The sequence below is a fragment of the Paenibacillus albidus genome, from assembly GCF_014644435.1.
GTDB classification, from domain to species: Bacteria; Bacillota; Bacilli; order Paenibacillales; family Paenibacillaceae; genus Paenibacillus_AQ; species Paenibacillus_AQ albidus.
The window spans coordinates 47966-70810 of record NZ_BMKR01000011.1; the positions used below are offsets into that span (position 1 = coordinate 47966).

Below are 22845 nucleotides of genomic sequence, written 5' to 3' on the forward strand. Positions count from 1 at the left end.
GACACAAAGTTACAATAAACACCTGTTATTAAGGAGGACTTATCATGGCCAGCATAAAGAAGATTCCTGCCAAAAATAAACAAGGCTATAAATGGCGATGTGTTATGGAAGGTCCACTTGATCCGGTTACTGGAAAACGTCAGCAAATACCTCGCGTTAGGGATACAAAGCAAGAAGCTATTAGTGCCGCACAAGCCGAGTATGATCGCTTAGCAGCTGGAATAGATGTCAAAAAGGCAAAGGTCACAACTTTTGAAGTTACAGCTTGGGAATGGCTAGAGGTATATTCTAAACGAAAGGTTAAAGGCGCTACTATTCGTGTACGAAAAAAAGAAATAAAAATCATTTCTGGATATATGGGTATGTCTCTGATTGGTAGTATATCTCGCAAGCAATATCAGACAATGCTTAATGATATGTATGCGATTGGGTATCGTGTAAAAGACAAAGATAACGAAGGACAGTTCGTATACAAGCCCTACGCCAAAACAACACTTGAAGGAGTACACACTACAGCTGGGATGATATTCGAATGGGCCATCGCTGAAGGTTTGCGGAAGGATAATCCAACCAAAGGGGCAGTCATACCTGAAAAAGTATTAACCGTTGAAGAAATCGAAGAAGAAGACTTGGAAGCCTCATATTTAGAACGTAATGAACTGGAAGAATTTCTGAATGCAGTTAAGGAGCACGGATTGGAGCGAGACCTCGAAACTTTTTATCTCCTCGCATTCAGTGGGACACGATCCGGTGAAGTTTGTGCGCTCAAATGGAAAGATATTAATTTCCAAACAAATGAGATCCGAATCACTAAGACATTATACAACCCTGATAATAACATGAAAAAATATGAATTGACGCCCCCAAAGACAAAAGGTTCTATTCGCAATTTCAATATGGATGAATTTATTATCGACATGTTGGAATCGTTGAAAGATCGCCAAGCAATAGTACATGCCCGATACAAGGCGGAGTTTGATGATTATCACGCGGCTAATTTCGTATTCTGCAGACCGAATGGCTACCCCTACATTCAGAAAAGCATCATCAACAGGATGAGCCGGATTTTGAAGTACACCAGCATAACCAAACATGCAACACCTCATATCTTTCGGCATACGCATATTAGCATGCTGACGGAAGCGGGTGTGGATCTAGTGAACATCATGAAACGAGTTGGCCATGACGATGCAAAGACGACTATGAAGATCTACACACATGTCACCAACAAGATGAAACAAAATGATGCAGACAAGCTGAAAATTCACTTTGGAAATCTACTGAAACTAGAAAAACCGCAAGGAATGTGATTTCTACGTGATTTCAGGCAAAATAAAAACCCTTGAAAAGCCCGTAATAGCAGGCTCTTCAAGGGTTTTTTTAAAATTGTTACATCATGCCGCCCATACCGCCCATGCCGCCCATGTCAGGCATGCCGCCGGCTTTTTCAGGCTCAGGCTTGTCAGCGATAACCGCTTCGGTAGTCAGGAACATTGCAGCTACGGATGCTGCGTTCTGCAGCGCGTAACGGGTTACCTTGGCAGGGTCAACGATCCCTGCTTCGAACATGTTCACCCACTCATCGGTAGCAGCGTTGTAGCCGATGCCGATAGCTTCTTTTTTCAGACGGTCCACGATTACGGAACCTTCTTGACCAGCGTTTGCAGCGATAGTGCGAACTGGCTCTTCCAGAGCGCGCAATACGATGTTCACGCCAGTTTTTTCGTCGCCAGTTACTTCTACAGCAGCAACAGCGTTATATACGTTCACAAGAGCTGTACCCCCACCGGATACGATACCTTCTTCAACCGCAGCGCGGGTTGCGTTCAGGGCGTCTTCGATGCGCAGTTTGCGCTCTTTCAATTCAGTTTCAGTAGCAGCGCCTACTTTGACAACGGCTACGCCGCCTGCGAGTTTAGCCAGACGCTCTTGCAGTTTTTCTTTGTCGAACTCGGAAGTGGTTTCTTCCAGTTGGGAACGGATTTGACTAACGCGTGCATTGATGTCCGCTTTGTCGCCGCTTCCGTCAACGATTGTAGTGTTTTCTTTGGTTACGCGCACTTGACGTGCGTTACCCAGTTGCTCAATGGAAGTGCTCTTCAGATCCAGACCCAGCTTCTCAGTGATCACTTGGCCGCCAGTCAGAGCTGCGATATCTTGCAGCATAGCTTCACGGCGGTCGCCGAAGCCAGGAGCCTTAACCGCTACAGCATTGAACGTTCCGCGCAGTTTGTTCACGATCAGCATCGCTTGGGCTTCGCCTTCGATATCTTCAGCGATGATAACCAGCGGACGCGCTTGTTGAACGATCTTCTCCAGCAGTGGCAGGATTTCCTGAGTGCTGCTGATTTTTTTGTCAGTGATCAGGATGTACGGGTTCTCCAGAACAGCTTCCATTTTGTCCGTATCAGTGATCATGTACGGGGAAATGTAACCGCGGTCGAACTGCATACCTTCTACCACTTCAAGCTCAGTCAGGAAGCCGCGGGATTCTTCAACGGTGATAACGCCGTCTTTGCCCACTTTTTCCATAGCTTCGGCAATCAGTTGGCCCACTTCTTCGTCAGCAGCGGAAATTGCAGCTACTTGAGCGATGGCTTGGGAATCTTCGATTGGTTTAGCGATTTTTTGCAGTTCAGCTACAGCTGCTTTAACTGCTTTGTCGATGCCCTTGCGGATAACCATAGGGTTCGCACCGGCAGTTACGTTCTTCAGGCCTTCGCGGATCATGGCTTGAGCCAGAACCGTTGCAGTTGTAGTACCGTCACCGGCAACATCGTTGGTCTTGGTAGCTACTTCTTTAACCAGTTGGGCACCCATGTTCTCGAATGCATCTTCCAGCTCGATTTCTTTAGCGATGGTCACACCGTCATTGGTGATCAGCGGGCTGCCGAATTTCTTCTCCAGCACCACGTTGCGGCCTTTTGGTCCAAGTGTAACTTTTACCGCATTTGCCAAAGCATCTACACCACGCAGCATTGCGCGGCGAGCATCTTCACTGAACTTAATTTCTTTTGCCATTGTGTAATTAACCTCCCAAAGTTTTGTTTAGCTTTTGCTTCCATGAGTCTCCTCGAACAACACTCGCTTCGAAAGCATCGCCTTAGTTTTATTTGCGTTTACGATTGATCTCTAAGTAATGGAGTTGAAACTTATAAACGGCTCTTGCCCTTAGTCAAGAATCGCGTGAATGTCGCTTTCTTTCATAATCAAATATTCTTTACCTTCATACTTCACTTCTGTTCCGGCATATTTCGAGAAAAGAACACGGTCGCCTTCCTTCACTTCAAGCGCAGTGCGTACTCCGTCTTTCAAAGCTCCGCTGCCTACTGCAACAATTGTTCCTTCCTGTGGCTTCTCCTTGGAGGAGTCCGGAAGCACAATCCCGAAAGAAGTGGTTTCCTCCTGCTCACTCGGTAGTACCAAAACGCGTTCACCTAAAGGTCTGATCATGAAAAATAGCCTCCTTTTGAATTATGTTGTTTACCTTGAAAACAGAGATTGGGGTCTATTAGCACTCGACAGCTCGTAGTGCTAACAACAATTTTTATGATACTCAACTTGAGAGCGGATTTCAAGTCCTTTTACACAAAATCGCATATCTTTTGGCAAAAATATGGTTTAGAGGGAGGTTGTCCGTTACAACCCTTCTACATTCTATCCACTCCCGGTCAAAATATGCCTCCACTTCCGCTGTGCCAAAAACCCGGGCTCTCCTAAGACCGGGTTCACATCCGCAACTCTTTTTTAATTACCCGTCTCCTCTTTCTCCTCCTGCTTCACATACCGTGCTTCCAGCGCCGCATCCGCCGCAAGCTGCTTGCGATACACAAAAGCGGACAGAAACACACTGAATTCATACAGGACAAGCAGAGGAATCGTCACCAGGAAATCGGAGATCAAATCAGGCGGAGTAATGACTACCGCGATAAAAACCAATGCAAAGTAAGCATACCGGCGCATTTTGCGCAGACGCAGGGGGTTCAGAATTCTTAATTTGGTGAGGAACATGACAAGCAGGGGCAGCTCGAACAGCAAAGCCAGCGGAAGCACCAGGCTGAACATGAAGTTGAAATACTGGGCAATCCCATAGGTTTCTTCCAGTCCCATGCTGCGGGTAATGGAAATCGTGAAGGAAAGCGCCATCGGGAATACAATATAATAGGCAAAAGCCATCCCAAGCAAAAAGAGCACAAATACATAAGGAACGTAACGCAGCGCGGCGCTCCGTTCTTCAGACCGGAGCCCCGGACTGATAAAAGCCCACAATTGATACGCTATAAAAGGCACGGAAACGGCGAGCGATACAGCCATGGCAATCTTCATATACATGCCGATCCCGTCCCAGAAGGAGAACGCATGCAGCACAAAGCCTTGTGCCAGATCGGCTTGAATCAGATAATCATAGATCGGTTTGGCACAGAAGAGTCCGCCCACCAATCCAAGGAGAAAGATAATCAGCACATAAATAATCCGTTTGCGCAGCTCGGTGAGATGATCGACCACCGACATTTCTTGAGATTCCAGAGACATGCAGACACCATCCCAAATGACATATATGTAGAAGTACACCCTACGGGTCCCACTTGTGCGTCAAAAAAAAGGGGTACCCCGAAGTCTGCAATCAGACTTTAGAGGCAGCCCCATGATTAACCTATTCCTGCTATTCAGGCAGACGTCTGTCCTGCGGAAGATCCGAAGTTACCTTTTGCAGCACAGGAGCTTGCGGCACAGGTGTCTCGCCTTTCTTGGCAGAGTCCGAGTCGCCCATAATATCCCGCGCACCTTCCTTGAATTCACGGAAGGTTCTTCCAACGGCACGGCCAAGCTCCGGCAGCTTGTTCGGACCAAAGAGCAGCAGTGCCAATATCACCAATAAAATAATCCCGGGAGTACCAATTCCACTAAACATTGTTATTCCTCCTTGTCCCTTTGTCCGTGCATGCTATGATTGACGTTAAGTTTATAATACCATAACTTATATCACACATCCATGCATTATACTGGACTAATGTTCAAACATCAGACAAGGAAACCCGTTTCTTATTGGCGGTACTGACCGGTGACCATCAGCAGTGCTTCGGGCAGCTGATCCATAATGGCCGCCAGATTCTCATGCACGCCTTTGGGCGTTCCGGGCAAATTGACGATCAGTGTCCGTCCACGGATTCCGCAAATCCCGCGGAACAGCATCACTGCCCGGTTCTTCTGCATGACCGTGCTCCGCATAGCCTCCGAAAGTCCGGGTACCTCCCGCTCAATCACACGCCGTGTTGCTTCAGGCGTAACGTCGCGGATCGCCAGATCCGTTCCTCCCGTGGTCAGCACAAGATCCGCCTGGAAATAATCCGTCAGCTCAATCAATGCCGCAATAATTTCATCCTGTTCATCCGGTACGATCCGGTACTCCACTATTTCACCGCCAAGCTCTTCCTCCACCAGCTCCCGAATCACCTGGGCGCTCGTGTCTTCCCGTTCGCCCCTGGCCCCTTTATCGCTGGCTGTCAGGATTGCTGTTTTCCACGCCATAGGTTCGCCCTCCTTCTCTATGTACTATATCCCAATTGACCCAAAGCCCGGCCGGCTAGGAGTCTCTTCTTGCATAATCTCCATTCTTGCCGCCGCTTTTGGAGACCAGCAGCGTCGGACCAATAATCATGTCCTTCTGCAAAGCCTTGCACATGTCATACACCGTCAGAGCTGCCGCTGAAACAGCCGTCAGCGCCTCCATCTCCACTCCGGTCTTTCCGGTGGTTGTAACGGTTGCTTCTATATATAGTTCATCTTCGCTGTTATCCGAGAAGCTGATATCAATGCCGGTCAGCGGCAGCGGGTGGCACATTGGAATCCAATCGGCCGTCTTCTTCGCCGCCATAATTCCGGCAACCTGGGCAACAGCGAGCACATCCCCTTTGCCAATCCGGCCTTCCTTGATTGCACGCATGGTCTCGGAATCCATCTTCACCATACTTTGCGCAGCAGCTGTCCGTTTGGTAATTTCCTTGTCGCTCACATCTACCATCCGGGCTCTGCCCTGCTCATTAAAATGAGTTAACTCCAAGCTTCATTCTCCTTTTCGGCAGTGAAGTATGCCATTCTCAGTAATCAGCATGTCCATAAAAGCATCATGCTCATCCATCGGCACTTCGGCAACCAATTGCATGCCATAACCCAGCCCGATCCATACCGGGGGTGCCGCAGACACCGGAAGAACCTGTGTCCATGCCTCCCGCAAGCGGTCATAATACCCGCTGCCATAACCCAGCCGGCCGCCCCTCCGGTCAAAGGCCAAGCCAGGCACAAAAACCGCTGCCGGAAGCGATGGCTCTCCGGGCCTAATCTCTTCATGGGCAGCAGCCGGCTCAAGAATGCCGTAGGCTCCCGGCGCAAGCTCCTCCCATGAACGAACCGAATGCAGCGTCATCTCCCAGGTACCGGGAACGACACGGGGCAATATCACTTCATGCCGGCCCTTCCAGGCCTGCAGGAGCAGCGGGCGTGAGTCGAGCTCGGAGCGAAAGGGAGCATAAGCCATGAAAGGAATGGCTCCCTGCTGCTCCACCCACTCCCAGGCATGCCTGCAGGCCAAAGCCGACATAACCTCTCTTTCGCTTGCGGACAACCGGTCACGGGCAGCGGCCTGTTCGGCACGCAGCTCCCGTTTGAGGGCGCCGGGTCCTGCACTGTTAGCCCTCATGACGGCCGCCTCCTCATCTTGCCCTTAGTCTATCATAGTTTGTAAGTCCAGTTTACCACTCTTCTCCCCGGTTAGCCAAGATCACTCAGCATCACTATTTCTGGGCCGTACTCCATTATGCTCTTTTATCCCCAGACTGCGATATATTCCTCCTGCCCTCCCCTGCCCTCCCCTGCTCTCGCGCCGCAAACGCTTTTCATGTAAACTAGGAGGTGTATCCTAATTAGAAATTCAAATGGCCAAGGCCTTTGCGCCATGGCGAAATACGTTGGGTGGAGGTTTCATCGTTATGCTTCTTCAAGCGACAGGAATTACGAAATCATACGGAATACAAAGCGTGCTGGATGGCATCAGCCTGCAGGTCAATGAGAAAGAGCGGGTCGGGCTTGTTGGTGTCAACGGAGCCGGCAAATCCACATTTCTGCAAATTCTCGCGGGTGAAATGTCATTTGACAGCGGGCAAATTCATAAATCCAAAGAAACTACGCTTGGGTATCTGGCCCAGAACAGCGGCCTGCAATCAGACAAGACTATAGAGGAAGAGATGTTGTCTGTCTTCGCCCCCCTGATCCAGGCCGAAGCGGAGCTGCGGCAACTGGAAGAGAACATCGCCGATCCGCGCCTGGCCGAAGATCCGAAACGGTATGAAGAGCTGCTGGAGCGGTATGCCCAACGCTCGGACTGGTTCAAGGATCATGGCGGTTACGAAATGAACACCCGGATCCGCAGTGTGCTGCACGGGATGGGTTTTGGCGAATTCGCACCGGATACCCCTATCTCCACGCTCAGCGGCGGTCAGAAGACGAGGCTCGCACTGGCCCGCATTCTGCTGCAGGCCCCGGATCTCCTGATGCTGGATGAGCCGACCAACCATCTGGACATCGAGACGCTAACCTGGCTGGAGGATTACCTGCGCAGTTACCCCGGCGGCATCCTGGTTGTCTCCCATGACCGTTATTTTCTAGACCGTCTTGTGACTACGATTGTGGAGATTGAACGCCATCAGTCCCGCAGATATACAGGGAATTACAGCCGCTATATGGAGCTGAAGGCTGCTGAATACGAAATTCGCATGAAGCAGTATGAGAAGCAGCAGGAAGAGATCTCGCGAATGGAAGACTTTGTACAGCGCAACATTGTACGGGCTTCCACCACCAAACGGGCCCAGAGCAGACGCAAGGCACTGGACAAGATGGAACGTATCGACAAGCCGCTGGGCGATCTCAAAAAAGCGAGCTTCTCCTTTGAACCCGATTTTATGTCGGGCAAAGAAGTGCTGCAGGTTCGCGAGGTGGCCGTCGCTTTTGACGAAGCCCGGCAGCCATTGTTCCGGGGGGCCTCCTTTGAGCTACGCCGCGGAGAGACTGCAGCGCTGATCGGGCCGAACGGAATCGGCAAATCAACCCTGTTGCAATGCTTAACGGGGAGCCGTGAGCCTTCGGCCGGAACGGTCAATTGGGGGACCAAAGTGAAGGTTGCTTATTACGACCAGGAGCAGACCCGGCTTAATCCGCGCAATACCGTGCTGGAGGAGCTGTGGAGCGAGTTCCCGATGCTGGAGGAAGCGCGGATACGGACGATTCTCGGCAACTTCCTGTTCAGCGGCGAAGATGTCCTCAAGAAGGTCGCTGCCCTGAGCGGCGGCGAAAAAGCACGGGTTGCTTTATCCAAGCTCATGCTGCGCGGCGCCAATATGCTTATCCTTGATGAGCCGACCAACCATCTGGATCTGGTCAGCCGCGAGGTGCTGGAAGCAGCCTTGATCGATTTCGAAGGCACCCTGCTGTTCATTTCCCATGACCGTTATTTTCTGAACAAAATGGCCGAGCGGGTACTCGAACTGCATCCTGCCGGTATTGACCAGTATTTGGGCAATTATGACGATTATGTTGAGAAAAAGCGGGAACTTGAGGACATTGCCAAAGAAGCTGCCGAGCTCGCTTCCGCAGCCGCCTCCAGAAATATGAATATCGAAGCTGCCGTCCCGGACAAGGGCACCGCTTCTTCCTATGAAGCCGATAAGCAGGCCAAACGCGAGGAACGCAACCGACAGCGGAGAATTGCCGAAATCGAGGATTTAATTGCCAAGGTCGAGGAACAAATCGCCCATACCGAAAATGAAATGACTAAACCTGAAGTATATCAGGATTATCTGGCACTTCAGGGCCATGAAGAGGAGCTAAAAACCAATAAAACTTTGCTCGCTCAATATTTTAGCGAATGGGAAACGCTGGCTGACGAATAATGTAAATCCTTCCTTTAAATAATTTTTCACTGTTACGGATTTGTTCATAAATAGTTATCCACAGCTCTGTCCCCAGATTTCGTGCATAACTCTTGCTTATAAAAGGCCCTTGGGGCCTTTTTTCAGGCTTAAAATCACTATTTGTTTGTCAAGCATTTTTTATCCACCGAATTATCCACATTATCCACAATTTCCACAACATTTCTGCTTTAACTTATCTGTTCATAGGCTGCTCCAAAAAAAGAGCGTTATTGCTGATTTTACACGGTTTTTACACAATTCATGCAGAATATGTGGATAACTTTGTCCACACCTTGACAAAAGGGGTTTGGCGCTTTTTGTCGTGGGCTTTTAGGCCAAGAAAACCCGCATGTCTCAGTAGAGACAGCGGGCTATTCCGGACAAAGCAAGTTTTAGCGGATCAGACTATGCCAAAAGCAGTCAATCAGGGCTGCTGAAGCTCTTTAAACCGCCGGTTCAACCTCACCCGCGAGCTGTGCAGAGAGCAGCGCGGCATTGCAGGCAGCAATATAAGCGATCCCTGCCGCCATAACAATATCCTGATGGGTGGCTGTTCCCCTGAACTTGTTGCCCTCCCATTCGACCATAACCGCCGCTTCTGCCTGTGCATTCTCTCCGCTTCCCAGCGAATGCAGCTCAAGTCCCGCAAAACCGATCTCCTCGGCAATCCCTTGGCCGATGGCAGCGATGATCGCTTCCAGCGGTCCGTCACCGGTGCTGGTATGCGAAGTTTCCAGCCCGCTCTTCAGGTGGCGGACGGTTACTGCAGCTACCCGCCGCTGGGCACTGCCGGCCAGAACCTGCACTTCACCCAGCCCGTAGACCTGGGCCTGCTGTCCGGTCGTGCTGCTGACCATTTGCAGCAGCTGGTCGTCACTAACCACCTTTTGCCGGTCAGCAATCTCCTTGAAGGATTCATACAGCGCATCAAGCTCCGCCGCTGCAAGTGTAATGCCATATTTCGCAGCCCGGTCCTTCAGCGCATGTCGGCCGGAATGCTTGCCAAGAATGATCATGCTGCGCGGAATCCCCAGCCGTTCAGGGTCCATAATCTCATAGGTGCTGCGGTCCTTCAGCAGTCCGTCCTGGTGGATGCCCGATTCATGCTGGAAGGCATTACGTCCGACAACGGGCTTATTGTAGGCAATCGGGAAATGCATGGCCCCGCTGATCAAGCGTGAGGTATCATACAATTTATCAAGCACAATTCCCGTCTCTGCCCCAACCGTATCGCCGCGTGTCTCCAGGGCCATAACCAATTCCTCCAGTGCACAGTTGCCTGTCCGCTCGCCCACACCGTTCACGGTCACCTCAATCTGGGTGGCACCGCCCGCAATCGCCGCTAGGCTGTTCGCAGTAGCAAGGCCCAAGTCGTTATGGCAATGTGCGCTGAAGATGACCCGATCTCCACCTCTGGCGCCAAGGCGGACCCGGCGGAACATCTCTCCATATTCCTGCGGCAACGCATAACCGACCGTATCCGGCAGGTTAATGATCGTAGCACCCTCCTCAATCACAGCTTCGACCATCTCAATCAGATCATCAATCCCCGTCCGCGCAGCGTCCATCGCCGTGAACTCCACCACATCGCTGAATTGGCGTGCATAAGCCGTCATCTCGCGGGCAACGGCCACCACCTCCGGCCTGCTCATCCGCAGCTGGTGCTGCAGATGAATATCCGACGAAGAGATGAACAGGTGAATCCGCCGGCGTTCCGCATCCCGTGTGGCCCGTACAGCCGCATCGATGTCACCTTTGACCGCGCGGGCAAAACCGCAAATCTCCACATTGCGCACTTTGCGGGAGATCGTCTCCACGGCCGCAAAGTCTCCGGGGCTGGATATCGGGAACCCGGGCTCCAGCACATCCACACCCAGCTCGGCCAGCTTGTAGGCCAGCAATATTTTCTGTTCGGGAGTCAGACTTGCACCTGGTGCCTGCTCACCGTCTCGCAGCGTAGTATCAAAGATCTGAATACGGTTCTTTACCGGAATTATCATAGGGAATTCCTCCTTGGGATTTAAACTATGCTTCGATATTCCATAACATGTTTTACCTTTTGCCTGGACCGCACGTCGACTTGCGGCCCTGCCTCTTCCCACCCACTGCTGCCGGCAGCTCCCATGGAGTGGAGATTCCGCTGCATTCTTCGGAATCTTCACTCGCCTACCTCGCCTCCAGCAATGCCGGTCTCCCGGTTTTGCTGGGGCAAGGAACACAAAAACCCGCCGTCTCTACAAAGAGACGGCGGGTTTCCCCTCCGCGGTACCACTCTTTTTGACGCATGGGCAACCTCTTCGGGCTACCCATAGCTGCGTCCAGCTCACTTCCCCGATGCCTATCCGGGAAAGGTCCGATAACGGGGACTTCCGTAACGGCGTACAATCAACTTCAAGTTCCGCCGCTCTGCTCCCGGGCGAGCTTCAAAGGTTCGGGTGGCTGCGTCGCACCCCCCGCAGCTCTCTGTGCACCCCTTTCCTTTTACTGTTCCCGTTCATTGCATGTATTCTATCCATACCAAAAAGCCTGCCATCTCATTCAAGAGACGACAGGCTGTTCACCCTCGCGGTACCACTCTTGTTGATATCCAGGGACCGGCTGATCCTACGCCATCCTTACGATATCCACTCAATAGCCGAATAAAATCCGCCGGACGTTCATGCCACGCCCTGTGCTTCATGCTTATTCGACCACCCTCTCACGGAGGTTACCCGTAACCATGTGAGGGCAGATTCATATCCTCTCTTGCTCTGAGGATTGCCCGCTTCCATCGTTCCGCTCCCGGACGAGTTCAGGTTTCCTTCGACTGCGTCGCACCCTACCGCAGCTCTCTTATCCCGGAATTCCCCTACTGCTTCCGCTCATCGCGTTTTGCTTTGTATAATTGAACTGATTATAACTGGCAGTCCCAGAGCTGTCAATGGGCACCAGTGCAACTTTTCAATAAAGTTTACACAGACCACTTCTCCAGCGAGAAGCCGGGGTCGGCCACCATATCAAGCGGAGTACCCCCATCATGTATCCATTTCACATAGGCGGCAGCTCCGATCATAGCCGCATTATCCGTGCAATATACCGGCGGCGGAATAATCAGCTCAATTCCTTCCGCTTCGCAGCGGGCCGTGAGCAGCGTACGCAAACCGCCATTGGCTGCGACCCCTCCGCACAGCAGGAGCTGCTTCGCTGCGCTGGATTTCACCGCACGAATAGCCTTCTCTACCAGCACTTCCACGACAGACTCCTGAAAGCCGCGTGCGATGCCCGCTACATCCGGTGTCAACCCCTTCATCCGGCTCTGGTTCACCACATTGAGCACAGCCGATTTCAGTCCGCTGAAGCTGAAATCATAAGAGTCCGGCTCAAGCCACACCCGCGGCAGGGGTACAGCCTCTTCCGCCTCGCGGGCCAGGCGGTCTACATGGGGGCCGCCGGGATAAGGAAATCCAAGCGCCCGGGCTACTTTGTCATAAGCTTCGCCCACCGCATCGTCGCGGGTTCGGCCAATGATCCGGAATTCCCCCTCCCGCTCCATTTGTACAAGCTCGGTATGTCCACCGGATACAACCAGCGTCATGCAGGGGTATTTCAACTCCGTTACCAGACGGTTGGCATAAATATGTCCGGCGATATGATGGGTTCCAATCAGCGGCTTACCCCAGGCCAGCGCCAGGCTTTTGGCTGCAACCACACCTACCAGCAGCGCGCCTACCAGCCCGGGACCCTGAGTCACAGCTATAGCGGTCAGCTCTTCGGGCTCTACGCCTGCCACAGACAAAGCTTCCTCTATGACCAGCGTTATAACCTCCACATGCTTGCGGGAAGCCACCTCCGGCACTACGCCGCCGAACGCGCGGTGCGTCTCAATCTGGCTGGAGATCAAATTGGACAGCACCTCGTTGCCATCCTTGACGACGGCCACCGATGTCTCATCACAGCTCGTCTCAATCGCCAATATAAGTACAGGCTGAGCCGTACCCTTCTCTCTCTCCATATCTAGTCCACGCTTCCTTCCCTGTTCCCCGGCTCCACGTAATCGGGCAGATCCGCCCACATAATAAGTGCATCCTCACGGTTGTCGGAATAATACCCTTTGCGGGTACCGGCTGACCGGAAGCCTTTTTTACGATATAAATTCTGGGCTATTTCATTCGAGACACGCACCTCAAGCGTAATAGAATTCATCCCCAAATAAGCCGCCGTCTGCATAAGCTCATCCAACAGCCGTTCCCCCCATTTGCGTCCCCGGTAAGCCTCAAGCAAGGCAATATTGGTCACATGCGCCTCATCCACAATCGCCCACATTCCGGCATAGCCGATAATATAACCATTCAGCTCCATCACCATGTATTTGGCAAAATGATTATGTGTCAGCTCATTGCGGAAGGCTTCCTCTGTCCAGGGCATGGTAAAGGCCTCACGCTCAATGACAAGTATCGCCGGAATATCCTCCAACTGCATCAGGCGAAAAACAAGCCCCGCCCCCTGCTCTCTTAAAGATTCCGCTTCCGTCATTGTGGTTTCAAGCTCCCTTCGCTGCTCCGGCGCAGATTGGCCTCCGCTTCCGAAAGCTGGGTATAGTTAGGGATCAGGCTGTGAAGGTCATCACTCCCGGCTTGCAGCTGCTTCTCTCCCAGCAGTCCTGTCCAGCGTCCTTCCAGCTCATAAGGTACTGTGCGGAAACTCCCCAGTTCCAGCAGCGGGCGCAGCGATTCAGCGCTGCCATGTTGCGCCGTCTCTCCCACGAACCAGAGGACGCGCGGCCGTGCGCCTTGTGCGGACGCCTGCTCCAGGCGTTCTGCCAGCTGCTGTACCCAGTCCGTCATTAGCCGTATGCCATCGGACACAAGACGGACAGGCGCCTGTTCCTCTCCTGCCGCTGCGAAAAGAGCCGTATAGACCTGTCCGCGGCGGGCGTCCATCAGCGGAATGATCCAGTCCGGGCCATCTCCGCCGGTTTCCGTGACTGGCAGGGAACCTTCCGGATTGGCCAAACCCATGCTCAGGCCTCCCCATGCCAGCGCATGCAGGCTCGATATGCCGGCTACCGGCACCTTCCAGGCCCAGGCCAGCGTTTTGGCTGCAGTAACCGCGATCCGGGTTCCAGTATAAGAACCAGGCCCCACGCCCACAGAAATACCGCCAAGCATAGCGGCGGTGGTTCCGGAAGCCCGGAGCGCCTCTTCGATAATCGGCAGCAGATGCACCGAATGGTTCCGTTCCCCGGAAGCATTAATCTCATGCAGAATATTCCCGTCCTCCGTCACAGCTACCCCAAGAGTTGCCGTAGAGGTATCCAGCGCCAAGAACCGCTTACGCGGCTCTTTATTATGATTCGTCATTGTTATTAACCCCACTTCTGGAGCAGCCCCCGGCAAATCCCGCCATAAGGTTCACCGATTCCGGTCACCGTTATCAAGCGTTCATCCGGCCCGATTGTCTCCATATATATGTGCATATGCCGCGGTGGCATCAAATCTGCAATAATACTGCTCCACTCCACCAAACAAATGCCTGTCCCATAAAAATACTCATCCAGCCCCAGCTCGTCCGCTTCCTGAAGCGAAATCCGGTATACATCCATATGGTACAGCGGCAGTCGTCCTTCATACTCTTTAATAATGGTGAAGGTAGGACTGCTGACCAGGTCCTTGACTCCCAGATGGCGTGCGAAACCTTGCGAGAATGCCGTCTTGCCCGCACCCAAATCACCGTCCAGCCCGATCACAAGGCCAGGCGAGGCTGCAGCCGCCAGGGCTGCAGCGAGCAGCTCGGTATCCTCCGGGCGGTATGAACGGTAAGTAAACACCGTTTCCACATTATGATCCAACCCTGTTGACCACCTTTCCCAATAACCCCCGAATTACAATACTTCTAATTATATCGGTATGAAACTCTCACCGCAACAACTGTCCTGAACTCCAGACCCTTAACTTTAGGGCTAGCAGGCGGTCCACGCCAAAAAAGGCCACAACGCAGCACTGTGCGCATGGCCCCCTGTGTCTGTATTCTGCTTCCTGCTGCACGCTTTGCTTACCGGGCTTGCTCCTCCAGCCGGTCCACGGCGATCGTATGTGTATTGGTTGGCCGGGAACCGACCTGCACCGTCGCCATTCCATTATCCGCATCCACATGCTCAATCCACACCGGCTCCCCGTCCAAATGAACGGCTATGGTCTCTTTTGACTTATAAATATCCTGGGCCCGCTTTACATCCATGGAATTTCATCTCCTCGCGTTGTGTTATTCCTCATCGTCTTTTTCCTCGAAAGGCGGATCACCAATTGTATCCTCCGCATCAAGCCTGCCGGTATCCTCACTGGCCGCAGCTTCCTCAGGGTAAGCCACCACACGCTCCCAATTGACGGCTTCCGCAGGAATCGCCGGCCCTGTCAAGAGATCGCGCCAACCTTCCATTCCCAGCTCCATATTGTCCCTCCGATGGCCGTTTCCTTTTTCACCCGGCATTTTTTGACAGGCCATTACCGGTCCGCCTTTATTTTTTCCCACAATTCTCAGAAGATACATCCGGCTAGAAATCCGCCTTCCATCTCATACTAAGCCAAAGCAATCATCCGAATTTTTTAAGGAGGCGTTCCCTCATGCACACTGTCTGGAAAGGGGCTATCAGCTTCGGTCTGGTGCATGTACCGGTTAAAATGTTCTCCGCCACGGAGGACAAGGACATTTCCTTGCGTTACATCCATAGAGAATGCGGCAGTCCGCTTTCTTATGTGCGCAAATGTCCCGTATGCGACAAAGAAGTGGCCTGGGAAGAAATCGGCAAAGGCTATGAGTATGAAAAGGGAAAATTTGTGGTGTTTGATAAAGAAGAGCTGGACCAGCTGACTGAGGAGAGCAGCAAAAGCATAACCATTCTAGATTTTGTGGATTTGACGGAGATTGACCCGATTTATTTCCAGAAAACGTATTACCTGTCCCCGGACCAAGCCGGCGCGGGAGCGTACCGGCTGTTGATGGAAGCGATGCGGCAGACCGGAAAAATCGGCATTGCCAAAATCTCAATCCGCTCCAAAAGCAGTCTTGCGGCGATTCGGGTGCTTGAGGAATGTCTCGCGATTGAGACTATTTTTTATCCCGATGAGGTGCGTCCGGCCTCCCAGGTTCCCAATCTCCCGGAGGCCGGAATCGTAAACGACCGGGAGCTGGACATGGCGAAGCTGCTGATATCCCAGCTGTCCACGCCGTTTGAGCCGGCCAAGTATACCGATGATTACCGGCAGCGGATGCTGGATCTGATCTCCCACAAGGTATCGGGTGAAGAGTTTCATATTGCGCCTGCGCGTCAGGAGAGCAATGTTATTGACCTGATGGCAGCGCTGCAGGCCAGTATCGAGGCGGTTCAGCATGTTCCTTCCGACCCGGGCCCTTCCAAGGCCGCAGGCAAACCCAAAGCCAAGCCGCAAACGGCAGCTGCCGGCGCCAAAAAAACAAGTAAAGCCAAAGGCCCGGCTGCAGAGCCTGCCGCCCAGGGAAACACCGCCACCGGTCCGATTCCGGTCATAGCCCCCAAACCCAAACGCCGCACCGCCAAGAGCAAAGAGACGGGTTCCTAGGAGGCGGTACGGATGAGCCTCAAACCTGTCGTTCCCTTTGAGCCCATTCTGGCTGCACAGCTTCCCCAAGGCGATCAGTGGATTGCCCAGATTAAATGGGATGGGGTACGGATGTTGTCTTATTATGACGGACATACCTCCGAGCTCATCAACCGGCGCGGCAACCGCCGCACCCCGCAGTATCCCGAGCTGGCTGACATCAGGGCGTATTGCCGAGCGGAATCGGTGATTCTTGACGGTGAAGTGATCGCACTTCATCAGGGCAAGCCTTCTTTCCATGAAGTCATGCGGCGGGACAGCCGGAAGAACCAGTCTGCCATCCTGGCCATTTTGCATCAAGTGCCCGTGATCTATATGGTGTTTGATATTTTGTACTGCAATGGCCTTTGGACTCTTGACCAGCCGTTATCCTCGCGGCAGCAGCTGCTGTCCGATATGCTGCTGCCTCACCCGCATGTTCAGGCCGTTCCCAGCTATACGGACCCGGAACAATTGTACGCCGCCGCGTTGAGCCAGGGGCTTGAAGGCATTGTTTGCAAAGATATCTCCAGTACCTATGCTTTGGGCGGCAAAGACAAACGCTGGCAGAAACGAAAAATCATCTCCGACCTCACAGCTGTAGCAGGAGGAGTTACCTTTCGTGACGGTACCGTAAATGCCCTGCTGCTTGGGCTTTATGATGAAGAAGGCAAGCTGCATTACATCGGACATGCCGGGGCAGGCCGGCTGACTGTGCAGGATTGGCGGGATCTGACTTTAGAAGCACACAGCTTGGCTTCCGGGGTGATGCCATTTGCCACGCTGCCCGAACGGGTCAAAGGAGCATTCTGGATCCGGCCCGAGCTTGTTTTTAAGGTTCATTTTCTGGAGTGGAATACGTCCGGCACTCTCCGCCAGCCTGTGCTTCAAGGGAGGGTTGAGCTTCCGCCGCTCGATTGCCGTCTTTGATTAAGGAGAAAGGAGGAACTATAATGGCTGTCGCCGTCAAAGGCTCCATCACTGTAGAAGGCCAGGAAATCACAATAACAAATCCCGACAAACCGCTCTGGCCGGATATGGGGATTACCAAACGAATCTATTTGGAAAAGCTCGCTGTACTCTCCCCTTACCTGCTGCGTTATTGCCGTGACCGCCTGCTGACGGTTATCCGCTATCCGCACGGAGTGGACGGTATGTCCTTTTATCAGAAAAATGCGCCCGAACCGCTGCCTCCCTTTGTGCGGACGGCCGTCCATGAGAAGATTACCTATATTACGCTGCAGGGACTGCCTGATCTGTTATGGCTGGGCAACCTGGCCGCCTTGGAATTCCATCCTTCGCTGCACTATGCCGGAAGCACTTTGCCCTGTGAGTGGATGATTGATCTGGACCCGTCCCGGGAAGTCGAGCCGCGGATCATGGAAGCCGCCTCCATTGTAGGCCAGGTGCTGAGATCCCTTGGATTATTGTCGGTCCCGAAGACCTCGGGAGCCACCGGCGTGCAGATTATCGTGCCCGTCCATCCAGGGGTCACCTTTGAGGAACTGCGCCGGATCGGCCACTTTGTCGGCCGCTTCGTCACGGAGAAACATCCGGACTTGTTTACACTGGAACGGCTCAAAAAAAATCGCGGCGACCGGATCTATTTTGATTACCTGCAGCATTACGGCGGCAAAACCCTGGCCGCCCCCTATACCCCACGCGCCCGTCCACAGGCGACTGTATCCACTCCGTTATTGTGGGAAGAGGTAGAGCGGAATGTGTCCCCTTTAGATTTCCATCTGCTCAACATTGAAGAGCGCTTGCGCAGCATCGGTGATCTGATTGAGCAGCTTCCGCCGCAGCCGGTGGAGGCTATCATTACGCAGCTGTCCTGAATAGGCTGTGCAGTGCCAAAGACAATGAAACAAGCCCGCAGCATCTACGCTACGGGCTTGTCAGGCGTCCCGCTCGGGGACTGAAGGTATTATATATGAGAATACAGCAACTTGTACTTTCAAGGCTGTATATATTGCTACACTATTCGTAAACATACCTTCTTTCGGTAAATTGGAACCCCCAAGGAGTCCCGCTAATGAATGGCTTTTTTCTTGAAACGGCCACCTTTGACATCATGTATATTGCCAATGGCCACAAATGCATCCGAATCCCAATCCTCTACGATGGATTTCAGCTTGGCTTCTTCGAGACGGGTGATGACTACAAATATCACCTTTTTGTTCTCGCCGGAGAATCCGCCTTCCCCATCCAGATAAGTAACACCACGTCCAAGACGTTCGGTCAGTGCTTCTCCGATATCGCGGAATTTCTCGCTGATAATCCATACCGACTTCGATTGATCCAGACCTTCGAGAGTAATATCAATCAATTTAAACGCTATATAATACGCAATCAAGGAGAACATGGCATTGTTCCAACCAAAAACAAATCCCGCACCGGATAAGATAAACAGGTTGAAGAACATGACCACTTCACCAACAGAGAATGGCAGTTTTTTGGCAATTAGAATCGCTACAATTTCCGTACCATCCAGTGATCCGCCATACCTCACAACCAGACCGACGCCAACCCCGAGAATGATGCCCCCAAAGACGGCAGCAAGCAGCGGCTCAAAGGTAAAGGCACTTACAGGATGCAGAAGCTGGGTACCAATAGACATTAGAACGACAGCATATAAGGTGGATAAGGCAAAGGTCTTGCCGATTTGCTTATACCCGATAGCCAGAAACGGAAGATTCAGCAAGGTCAGCAGGATCCCCAGAGGAATATGAAAAATATGCGACAGCATAATGGATATGCCCGTGATCCCGCCATCAATCATACTGTTGGGAACCAGGAAAATCTCAAGTGCAACAGCCATCATTGCCGCCCCAATGGTCAGCATGACGATCCGTTGTGCCTGCTTCGCTGCCTTAAAAGCCCCTGATTTCTGCGGTCTCTTCTGCCCTTCTTTCGTAAACACTTGATCACTTACAGTCATAGAACTCCCCCTACAATAGCAGTATAGTGTGAAACATTCGAAGTATATTGGTTACTATACCTTCTTATATTTCTTTTAGTACACTTCATTATATCATAAAAGGGCGTTCTCTAAGGAGTGAAACCTGCAATATCGTTTGAAAAGTTTGATCTTTGCCTCCTTTCCAGTTATAAAAGCGGGGATAACAGCTGACAGAGCTCTTCACCCAGCTTGACAATCCGCCCCCTCCTTCTGAATACTATGGGGTCAATATATTCACTGTCGTTCAGATCCGACTCAAAGCCCGAGGCCAACTGCTCTATAGTCTGCGGATCAAGCAGCACGGCTGTCAGCTCAAAGTTGGAGTAGAAGCTGCGCATATCCAGGTTCGCACTTCCTACCGTCGCCAGCAGATCGTCAACGATCATGATTTTGGCATGCATAAAACCCTTGGTGTAGCGGTAGAATTTCACTCCGGCATCCTGCAGATCCTCCAGGTAGGACAGCGAAGCATGATACACCAGCTTGTTATCCGGCTTGGCCGGAATGATAATCTTCACCTCCACTCCGCTGAGCACAGCACTCTTCAGGGCCCGGGAAATGGCCGAATCGGGGATAAAGTAGGGGGAGGTTATCCAGATCCGCCGCTCTGCTGCATTCAGCGCACCAAAATACATCTCCTGAGTGGCATCAATATCTCCGTCCGGCCCGCTCCCCACAATTTGCACCGCCTGCCGGCTCTCACAGGAATGTCCAGGAAACAACCGGGGGTGGCTCATCCCTTCACCTGATGCGAGCCGCCAATCCTTCAAAAAGGCATACTGGATATAATAGACTGAATCCCCTTCCAGACGCAGGTGTGCATCACGCCAATAGCCCATCTTCGGGCTTTTGCCAAGATAATCATCCCCCACATTCATCCCTCCGGCAAAGCCGACAAGCCCGTCCACCACCATAATTTTACGATGATTGCGGTAATTGAAGCGGCGGTCCAGTAGAGAAGTCAAAGGCGGCAAAAAAAAGTGAAACTCCACCCCCGCTTGTCTGAATCTGCGGACAAAGCTGCGGCTAAGGTTATGGCTGCCAAGACCATCACACAAAAGACGCACCTTGACCCCTTGACGCGCCTTGCGGATCATAACCTCCTGAAAGCGGCAGCCGATGTCATCATCGCGAAAAATATAAAATTCCAGATGAATATGTTCCTTCGCAGCCTCCATCGCTTCCAGCATCGCATCAAAGGCTTCTCTGCCGGTCGACAGTATACGGATGCGGTTTCGGCCGGAAACCGGACTGTCGGACAGACTGGCAAGCAAACGCAGCAAACCTGGACGCGAGGCATACTTCGGATTGCCGCTGTCCGCCACATTATTCACAAGGGTGCTCCGCCCCTTCACATGGGTACGAATCTCCCGGAAGAGTGAGATGCCTCTTCTGCTGATTTTGCGATTCTGCCAATAGTTGCGGCCCAGGAAGCAATAGAACACCAGCCCGAGAGGCGGACAGAGGAACGTAATAAACAGCCAGGCCATAGCTCTTTGCGGACGCCGGTATTCAAGGATTAAAATCAGGGCAATCTGTATAATCATTAGGATCAAAATGATCGCAAGTATCTTCATTCGGTCCCTCCCTTAACTTGAAGCTAGAAAGCCGGAGCATGGCTATGCTATGCCGACTCTAGTACAGGTTTTGCCGTAACTCTCTTTGTTTATTCAAGTAAACCGTTGTCATGTTCCCCAAAGTGCCGGAATACATAGAGTAATAGGACAATATCGGATGAGCCCGCCGGGAAGAAGAGACAGGGTACACAGGAACACAGGTGGCGGCGCAAGCCGCAGGAAGGAGGCACCATGAAAAACAGGCCTGATCATAACAAGATTACGCTGCTGGTCGTCCGGGAGGCAGGACGTCCGGTCAGACAACTTCAGCTATCCAAGCCGCTGGCTCTGGCTTTGCCGGCAGTTGCTGCCCTCTCCATCTCCAGTCTGGTCACCTCAATGCATTTTCATGCCTCACAGTCCATTTCGCAGCTGGAAGCCGAAGCCGCCGCGCTCACCCTGAGCAATCTCCGTATGGAAATGCAGGTTGCCGATAAGGATGAGGCGCTGCTGCGCCTTCGCAGTCAGGTGACGGAGCTTTCGGAGGAAGCGGAAGGTATCAAAGACCAGCTGAAAAATGTAAGCGAGCTGGAAGAGAAGCTTCAATCCCTGATCGACAAGGGCAAGAACTTCTCTTCCGGCACTGCTGCCGATGCTGCCTCAAACACCTCTGCCCCTCCGCAGGTTGGAGGGGAGTACATCGCGGTTCACCAGCAGGATCCTTTTCAAATGGTGGAGCAAACCAGGGATGAATTCCAGGAAATCCGCAGTCTGCTCGATGAGATGGTTCACAGTATCTCAAATACAATCACCGAAGCCCAGGCCGTGAATACCGCCCAGGCCAAAGTGCAGGCCCAGCAGGCCCGGGCGCGGCAAGCGAAGCTCGATTCCGTCGCCCAGTGGCCTACCCAGTCCAGAATGATCTCATCCAGCTTCGGATACCGCACCGATCCGTTCAAGGGAAGTTCCGCCTTCCACTCGGGTATTGATATTGCCGCCCCTTCAGGTGACCCTGTATACGCAGCGCTGGGCGGAACCGTACTTGCAGTGGATCAGCAAGGGGCGCGCGGCAAATATATTGTCATTGAGCATCCCGGCGGACTGGAGACCTGGTACATGCACTTAAGCGGAATGAACGTAACTGCCGGAGAGAAAGTCAGGAAAGGCCAGAATATCGGGCAGATCGGCAGTACCGGACGCAGCACGGGTCCCCATCTCCATTTTCAGGTAGTGAAGCATAACAAGCCGGTTAATCCTTTGACCTATGTAAAGCCGTAAACCAACAGCCAATCTATTCACAGGAGAACGGGAGGAATTTGAAATGTGGAAAAAAAAGCAGCAGCTCCCCTTTAAGTCTACCGACTCTTTGATTGGACACGGGGGAACCTTGGAGGGTAAAGTGCACTGCGATACCAATCTGCGGATTGAGGGCAGCTTCAGCGGTGAGATTGAATGCACCGGAACAGTTACCGTAGGGGAGCATGGATTGGTGCATTCCAGCATTATTGCGCAGGAGATCATTATTGCCGGCAAAGTGTTCGGTAATGTGACGGTAGACCGCCGGCTGGTTATGACCTGCACCGGACAGCTGCACGGCAGCATCTCCGCAGGGAGCCTCAGCATTATGGAAGGCGGGGTATTGAGCGGTTCGGTTGACATGAAAGAACAGCCCGCCCCGGAAAAAGCGGGCGGGCACGAGAAACAGAAGGACAAGGCAGGCAAGCGTTCCAAAGCTCAAGCTGCACGTGAAGCGGGTTAAATCCTTGGACTTG

23 protein-coding genes and 1 other annotated feature are annotated in these 22845 nt (G+C 52.4%); of the genes, 7 read left to right on the forward strand and 16 right to left on the reverse strand.

Features of this window, described 5'->3' with window-relative positions; translation table 11 throughout:
* The first annotated feature begins 44 nt into the window (after positions 1-44).
* Positions 45-1310: a tyrosine-type recombinase/integrase gene (locus tag IEY53_RS14820; RefSeq protein WP_189026158.1), complete on the forward strand. Its 1266-nt coding sequence runs from the start codon at positions 45-47 to the stop codon at positions 1308-1310.
* Between the two features lie 79 nt (positions 1311-1389).
* Here the strand turns inward: IEY53_RS14820 and groL are convergent, their stop codons facing one another.
* The 7 genes from groL to IEY53_RS14855 all read right to left on the reverse strand — a co-directional run bounded on the left by groL (position 1390) and on the right by IEY53_RS14855 (position 6697).
* Complete coding sequence (gene groL, locus IEY53_RS14825) at positions 1390-3021, reverse strand: chaperonin GroEL (RefSeq protein WP_189026160.1); 1632 nt, start codon at positions 3019-3021, stop codon at positions 1390-1392.
* Between the two features lie 150 nt (positions 3022-3171).
* Positions 3172-3453, reverse strand: coding sequence for a co-chaperone GroES (groES, locus tag IEY53_RS14830; RefSeq protein WP_189026162.1), 282 nt, complete (start codon positions 3451-3453; stop codon positions 3172-3174).
* A gap of 294 nt (positions 3454-3747) precedes the next feature.
* Positions 3748-4533 (reverse strand): twin-arginine translocase subunit TatC, encoded by a 786-nt coding sequence (gene tatC / locus IEY53_RS14835; RefSeq protein ID WP_189026164.1) that lies wholly within the window; start codon positions 4531-4533, stop codon positions 3748-3750.
* A 130-nt stretch (positions 4534-4663) separates the two neighbouring features.
* Positions 4664-4912, reverse strand: coding sequence for a twin-arginine translocase TatA/TatE family subunit (locus IEY53_RS14840; RefSeq protein ID WP_189026166.1), 249 nt, complete (start codon positions 4910-4912; stop codon positions 4664-4666).
* Between the two features lie 131 nt (positions 4913-5043).
* A complete protein-coding gene (locus IEY53_RS14845) occupies positions 5044-5529 on the reverse strand; it encodes a MogA/MoaB family molybdenum cofactor biosynthesis protein (protein ID WP_020429419.1) in 486 nt (161 codons plus the stop codon).
* A 55-nt stretch (positions 5530-5584) separates the two neighbouring features.
* Complete coding sequence (gene moaC / locus IEY53_RS14850) at positions 5585-6061, reverse strand: cyclic pyranopterin monophosphate synthase MoaC (protein ID WP_189026168.1); 477 nt, start codon at positions 6059-6061, stop codon at positions 5585-5587.
* Between the two features lie 3 nt (positions 6062-6064).
* Entirely contained in the window at positions 6065-6697 is a 633-nt protein-coding gene (locus IEY53_RS14855; RefSeq protein WP_189026171.1) for a 5-formyltetrahydrofolate cyclo-ligase, read from the reverse strand.
* Positions 6698-6986: 289 nt separating this feature from the next.
* Between IEY53_RS14855 and IEY53_RS14860 the strand changes: the two genes are divergently transcribed.
* On the forward strand, positions 6987-8942 hold the full coding sequence (locus IEY53_RS14860; protein WP_189026431.1) for an ABC-F family ATP-binding cassette domain-containing protein: 1956 nt from the start codon (positions 6987-6989) through the stop codon (positions 8940-8942).
* A gap of 464 nt (positions 8943-9406) precedes the next feature.
* Here IEY53_RS14860 and IEY53_RS14865 read toward each other — a convergent pair whose 3' ends face one another.
* The 7 genes from IEY53_RS14865 to IEY53_RS14895 all read right to left on the reverse strand — a co-directional run bounded on the left by IEY53_RS14865 (position 9407) and on the right by IEY53_RS14895 (position 15470).
* Positions 9407-10963: a 2-isopropylmalate synthase gene (locus IEY53_RS14865; protein ID WP_189026172.1), complete on the reverse strand. Its 1557-nt coding sequence runs from the start codon at positions 10961-10963 to the stop codon at positions 9407-9409.
* Positions 10964-11200: 237 nt separating this feature from the next.
* Positions 11201-11470: a binding site (T-box leader), on the reverse strand.
* Between the two features lie 443 nt (positions 11471-11913).
* Complete coding sequence (gene tsaD / locus IEY53_RS14870; RefSeq protein ID WP_189026174.1) at positions 11914-12954, reverse strand: tRNA (adenosine(37)-N6)-threonylcarbamoyltransferase complex transferase subunit TsaD; 1041 nt, start codon at positions 12952-12954, stop codon at positions 11914-11916.
* 2 nt (positions 12955-12956) lie between these two features.
* On the reverse strand, positions 12957-13475 hold the full coding sequence (rimI, locus tag IEY53_RS14875; RefSeq protein WP_189026176.1) for a ribosomal protein S18-alanine N-acetyltransferase: 519 nt from the start codon (positions 13473-13475) through the stop codon (positions 12957-12959).
* The gene (gene tsaB, locus IEY53_RS14880) at positions 13472-14302 is read right to left on the reverse strand and encodes a tRNA (adenosine(37)-N6)-threonylcarbamoyltransferase complex dimerization subunit type 1 TsaB (RefSeq protein ID WP_189026178.1); all 831 of its coding nucleotides are present in this window, start codon (positions 14300-14302) and stop codon (positions 13472-13474) included. The genes rimI and tsaB overlap by 4 nt, the downstream gene beginning before the upstream one ends.
* Before the next feature lie 5 nt (positions 14303-14307).
* The gene (gene tsaE / locus IEY53_RS14885) at positions 14308-14790 is read right to left on the reverse strand and encodes a tRNA (adenosine(37)-N6)-threonylcarbamoyltransferase complex ATPase subunit type 1 TsaE (protein WP_373293858.1); all 483 of its coding nucleotides are present in this window, start codon (positions 14788-14790) and stop codon (positions 14308-14310) included.
* Between the two features lie 203 nt (positions 14791-14993).
* Positions 14994-15179 carry an H-type small acid-soluble spore protein gene (locus IEY53_RS14890; protein ID WP_189026180.1) on the reverse strand — a complete coding sequence of 62 codons (186 nt, stop codon included), beginning with the start codon at positions 15177-15179 and terminating at the stop codon, positions 14994-14996.
* A gap of 24 nt (positions 15180-15203) precedes the next feature.
* On the reverse strand, positions 15204-15470 hold the full coding sequence (locus tag IEY53_RS14895) for a hypothetical protein (protein WP_189026182.1): 267 nt from the start codon (positions 15468-15470) through the stop codon (positions 15204-15206).
* A gap of 92 nt (positions 15471-15562) precedes the next feature.
* Between IEY53_RS14895 and ku the strand changes: the two genes are divergently transcribed.
* The 3 genes from ku to ligD are packed head-to-tail and all read left to right on the forward strand — an operon-like array spanning position 15563 to position 18393.
* Positions 15563-16537, forward strand: a complete 975-nt coding sequence (ku, locus tag IEY53_RS14900) for a non-homologous end joining protein Ku (protein WP_189026184.1) — start codon at positions 15563-15565, stop codon at positions 16535-16537.
* A 12-nt stretch (positions 16538-16549) separates the two neighbouring features.
* Positions 16550-17485, forward strand: coding sequence for an ATP-dependent DNA ligase (locus IEY53_RS14905; protein WP_189026186.1), 936 nt, complete (start codon positions 16550-16552; stop codon positions 17483-17485).
* Positions 17486-17508: 23 nt separating this feature from the next.
* Complete coding sequence (ligD, locus tag IEY53_RS14910) at positions 17509-18393, forward strand: non-homologous end-joining DNA ligase (RefSeq protein WP_189026187.1); 885 nt, start codon at positions 17509-17511, stop codon at positions 18391-18393.
* A 194-nt stretch (positions 18394-18587) separates the two neighbouring features.
* Here ligD and IEY53_RS14915 read toward each other — a convergent pair whose 3' ends face one another.
* On the reverse strand, positions 18588-19496 hold the full coding sequence (locus IEY53_RS14915) for a YitT family protein (RefSeq protein ID WP_189026189.1): 909 nt from the start codon (positions 19494-19496) through the stop codon (positions 18588-18590).
* Between the two features lie 167 nt (positions 19497-19663).
* Positions 19664-21094: a cardiolipin synthase gene (cls, locus tag IEY53_RS14920; RefSeq protein WP_189026191.1), complete on the reverse strand. Its 1431-nt coding sequence runs from the start codon at positions 21092-21094 to the stop codon at positions 19664-19666.
* Positions 21095-21325: 231 nt separating this feature from the next.
* Between cls and IEY53_RS14925 the strand changes: the two genes are divergently transcribed.
* Positions 21326-22351: a M23 family metallopeptidase gene (locus IEY53_RS14925; protein ID WP_189026193.1), complete on the forward strand. Its 1026-nt coding sequence runs from the start codon at positions 21326-21328 to the stop codon at positions 22349-22351.
* 43 nt (positions 22352-22394) lie between these two features.
* Positions 22395-22832, forward strand: a complete 438-nt coding sequence (locus tag IEY53_RS14930) for a bactofilin family protein (protein ID WP_189026195.1) — start codon at positions 22395-22397, stop codon at positions 22830-22832.
* The last annotated feature ends 13 nt before the right edge of the window (positions 22833-22845 follow it).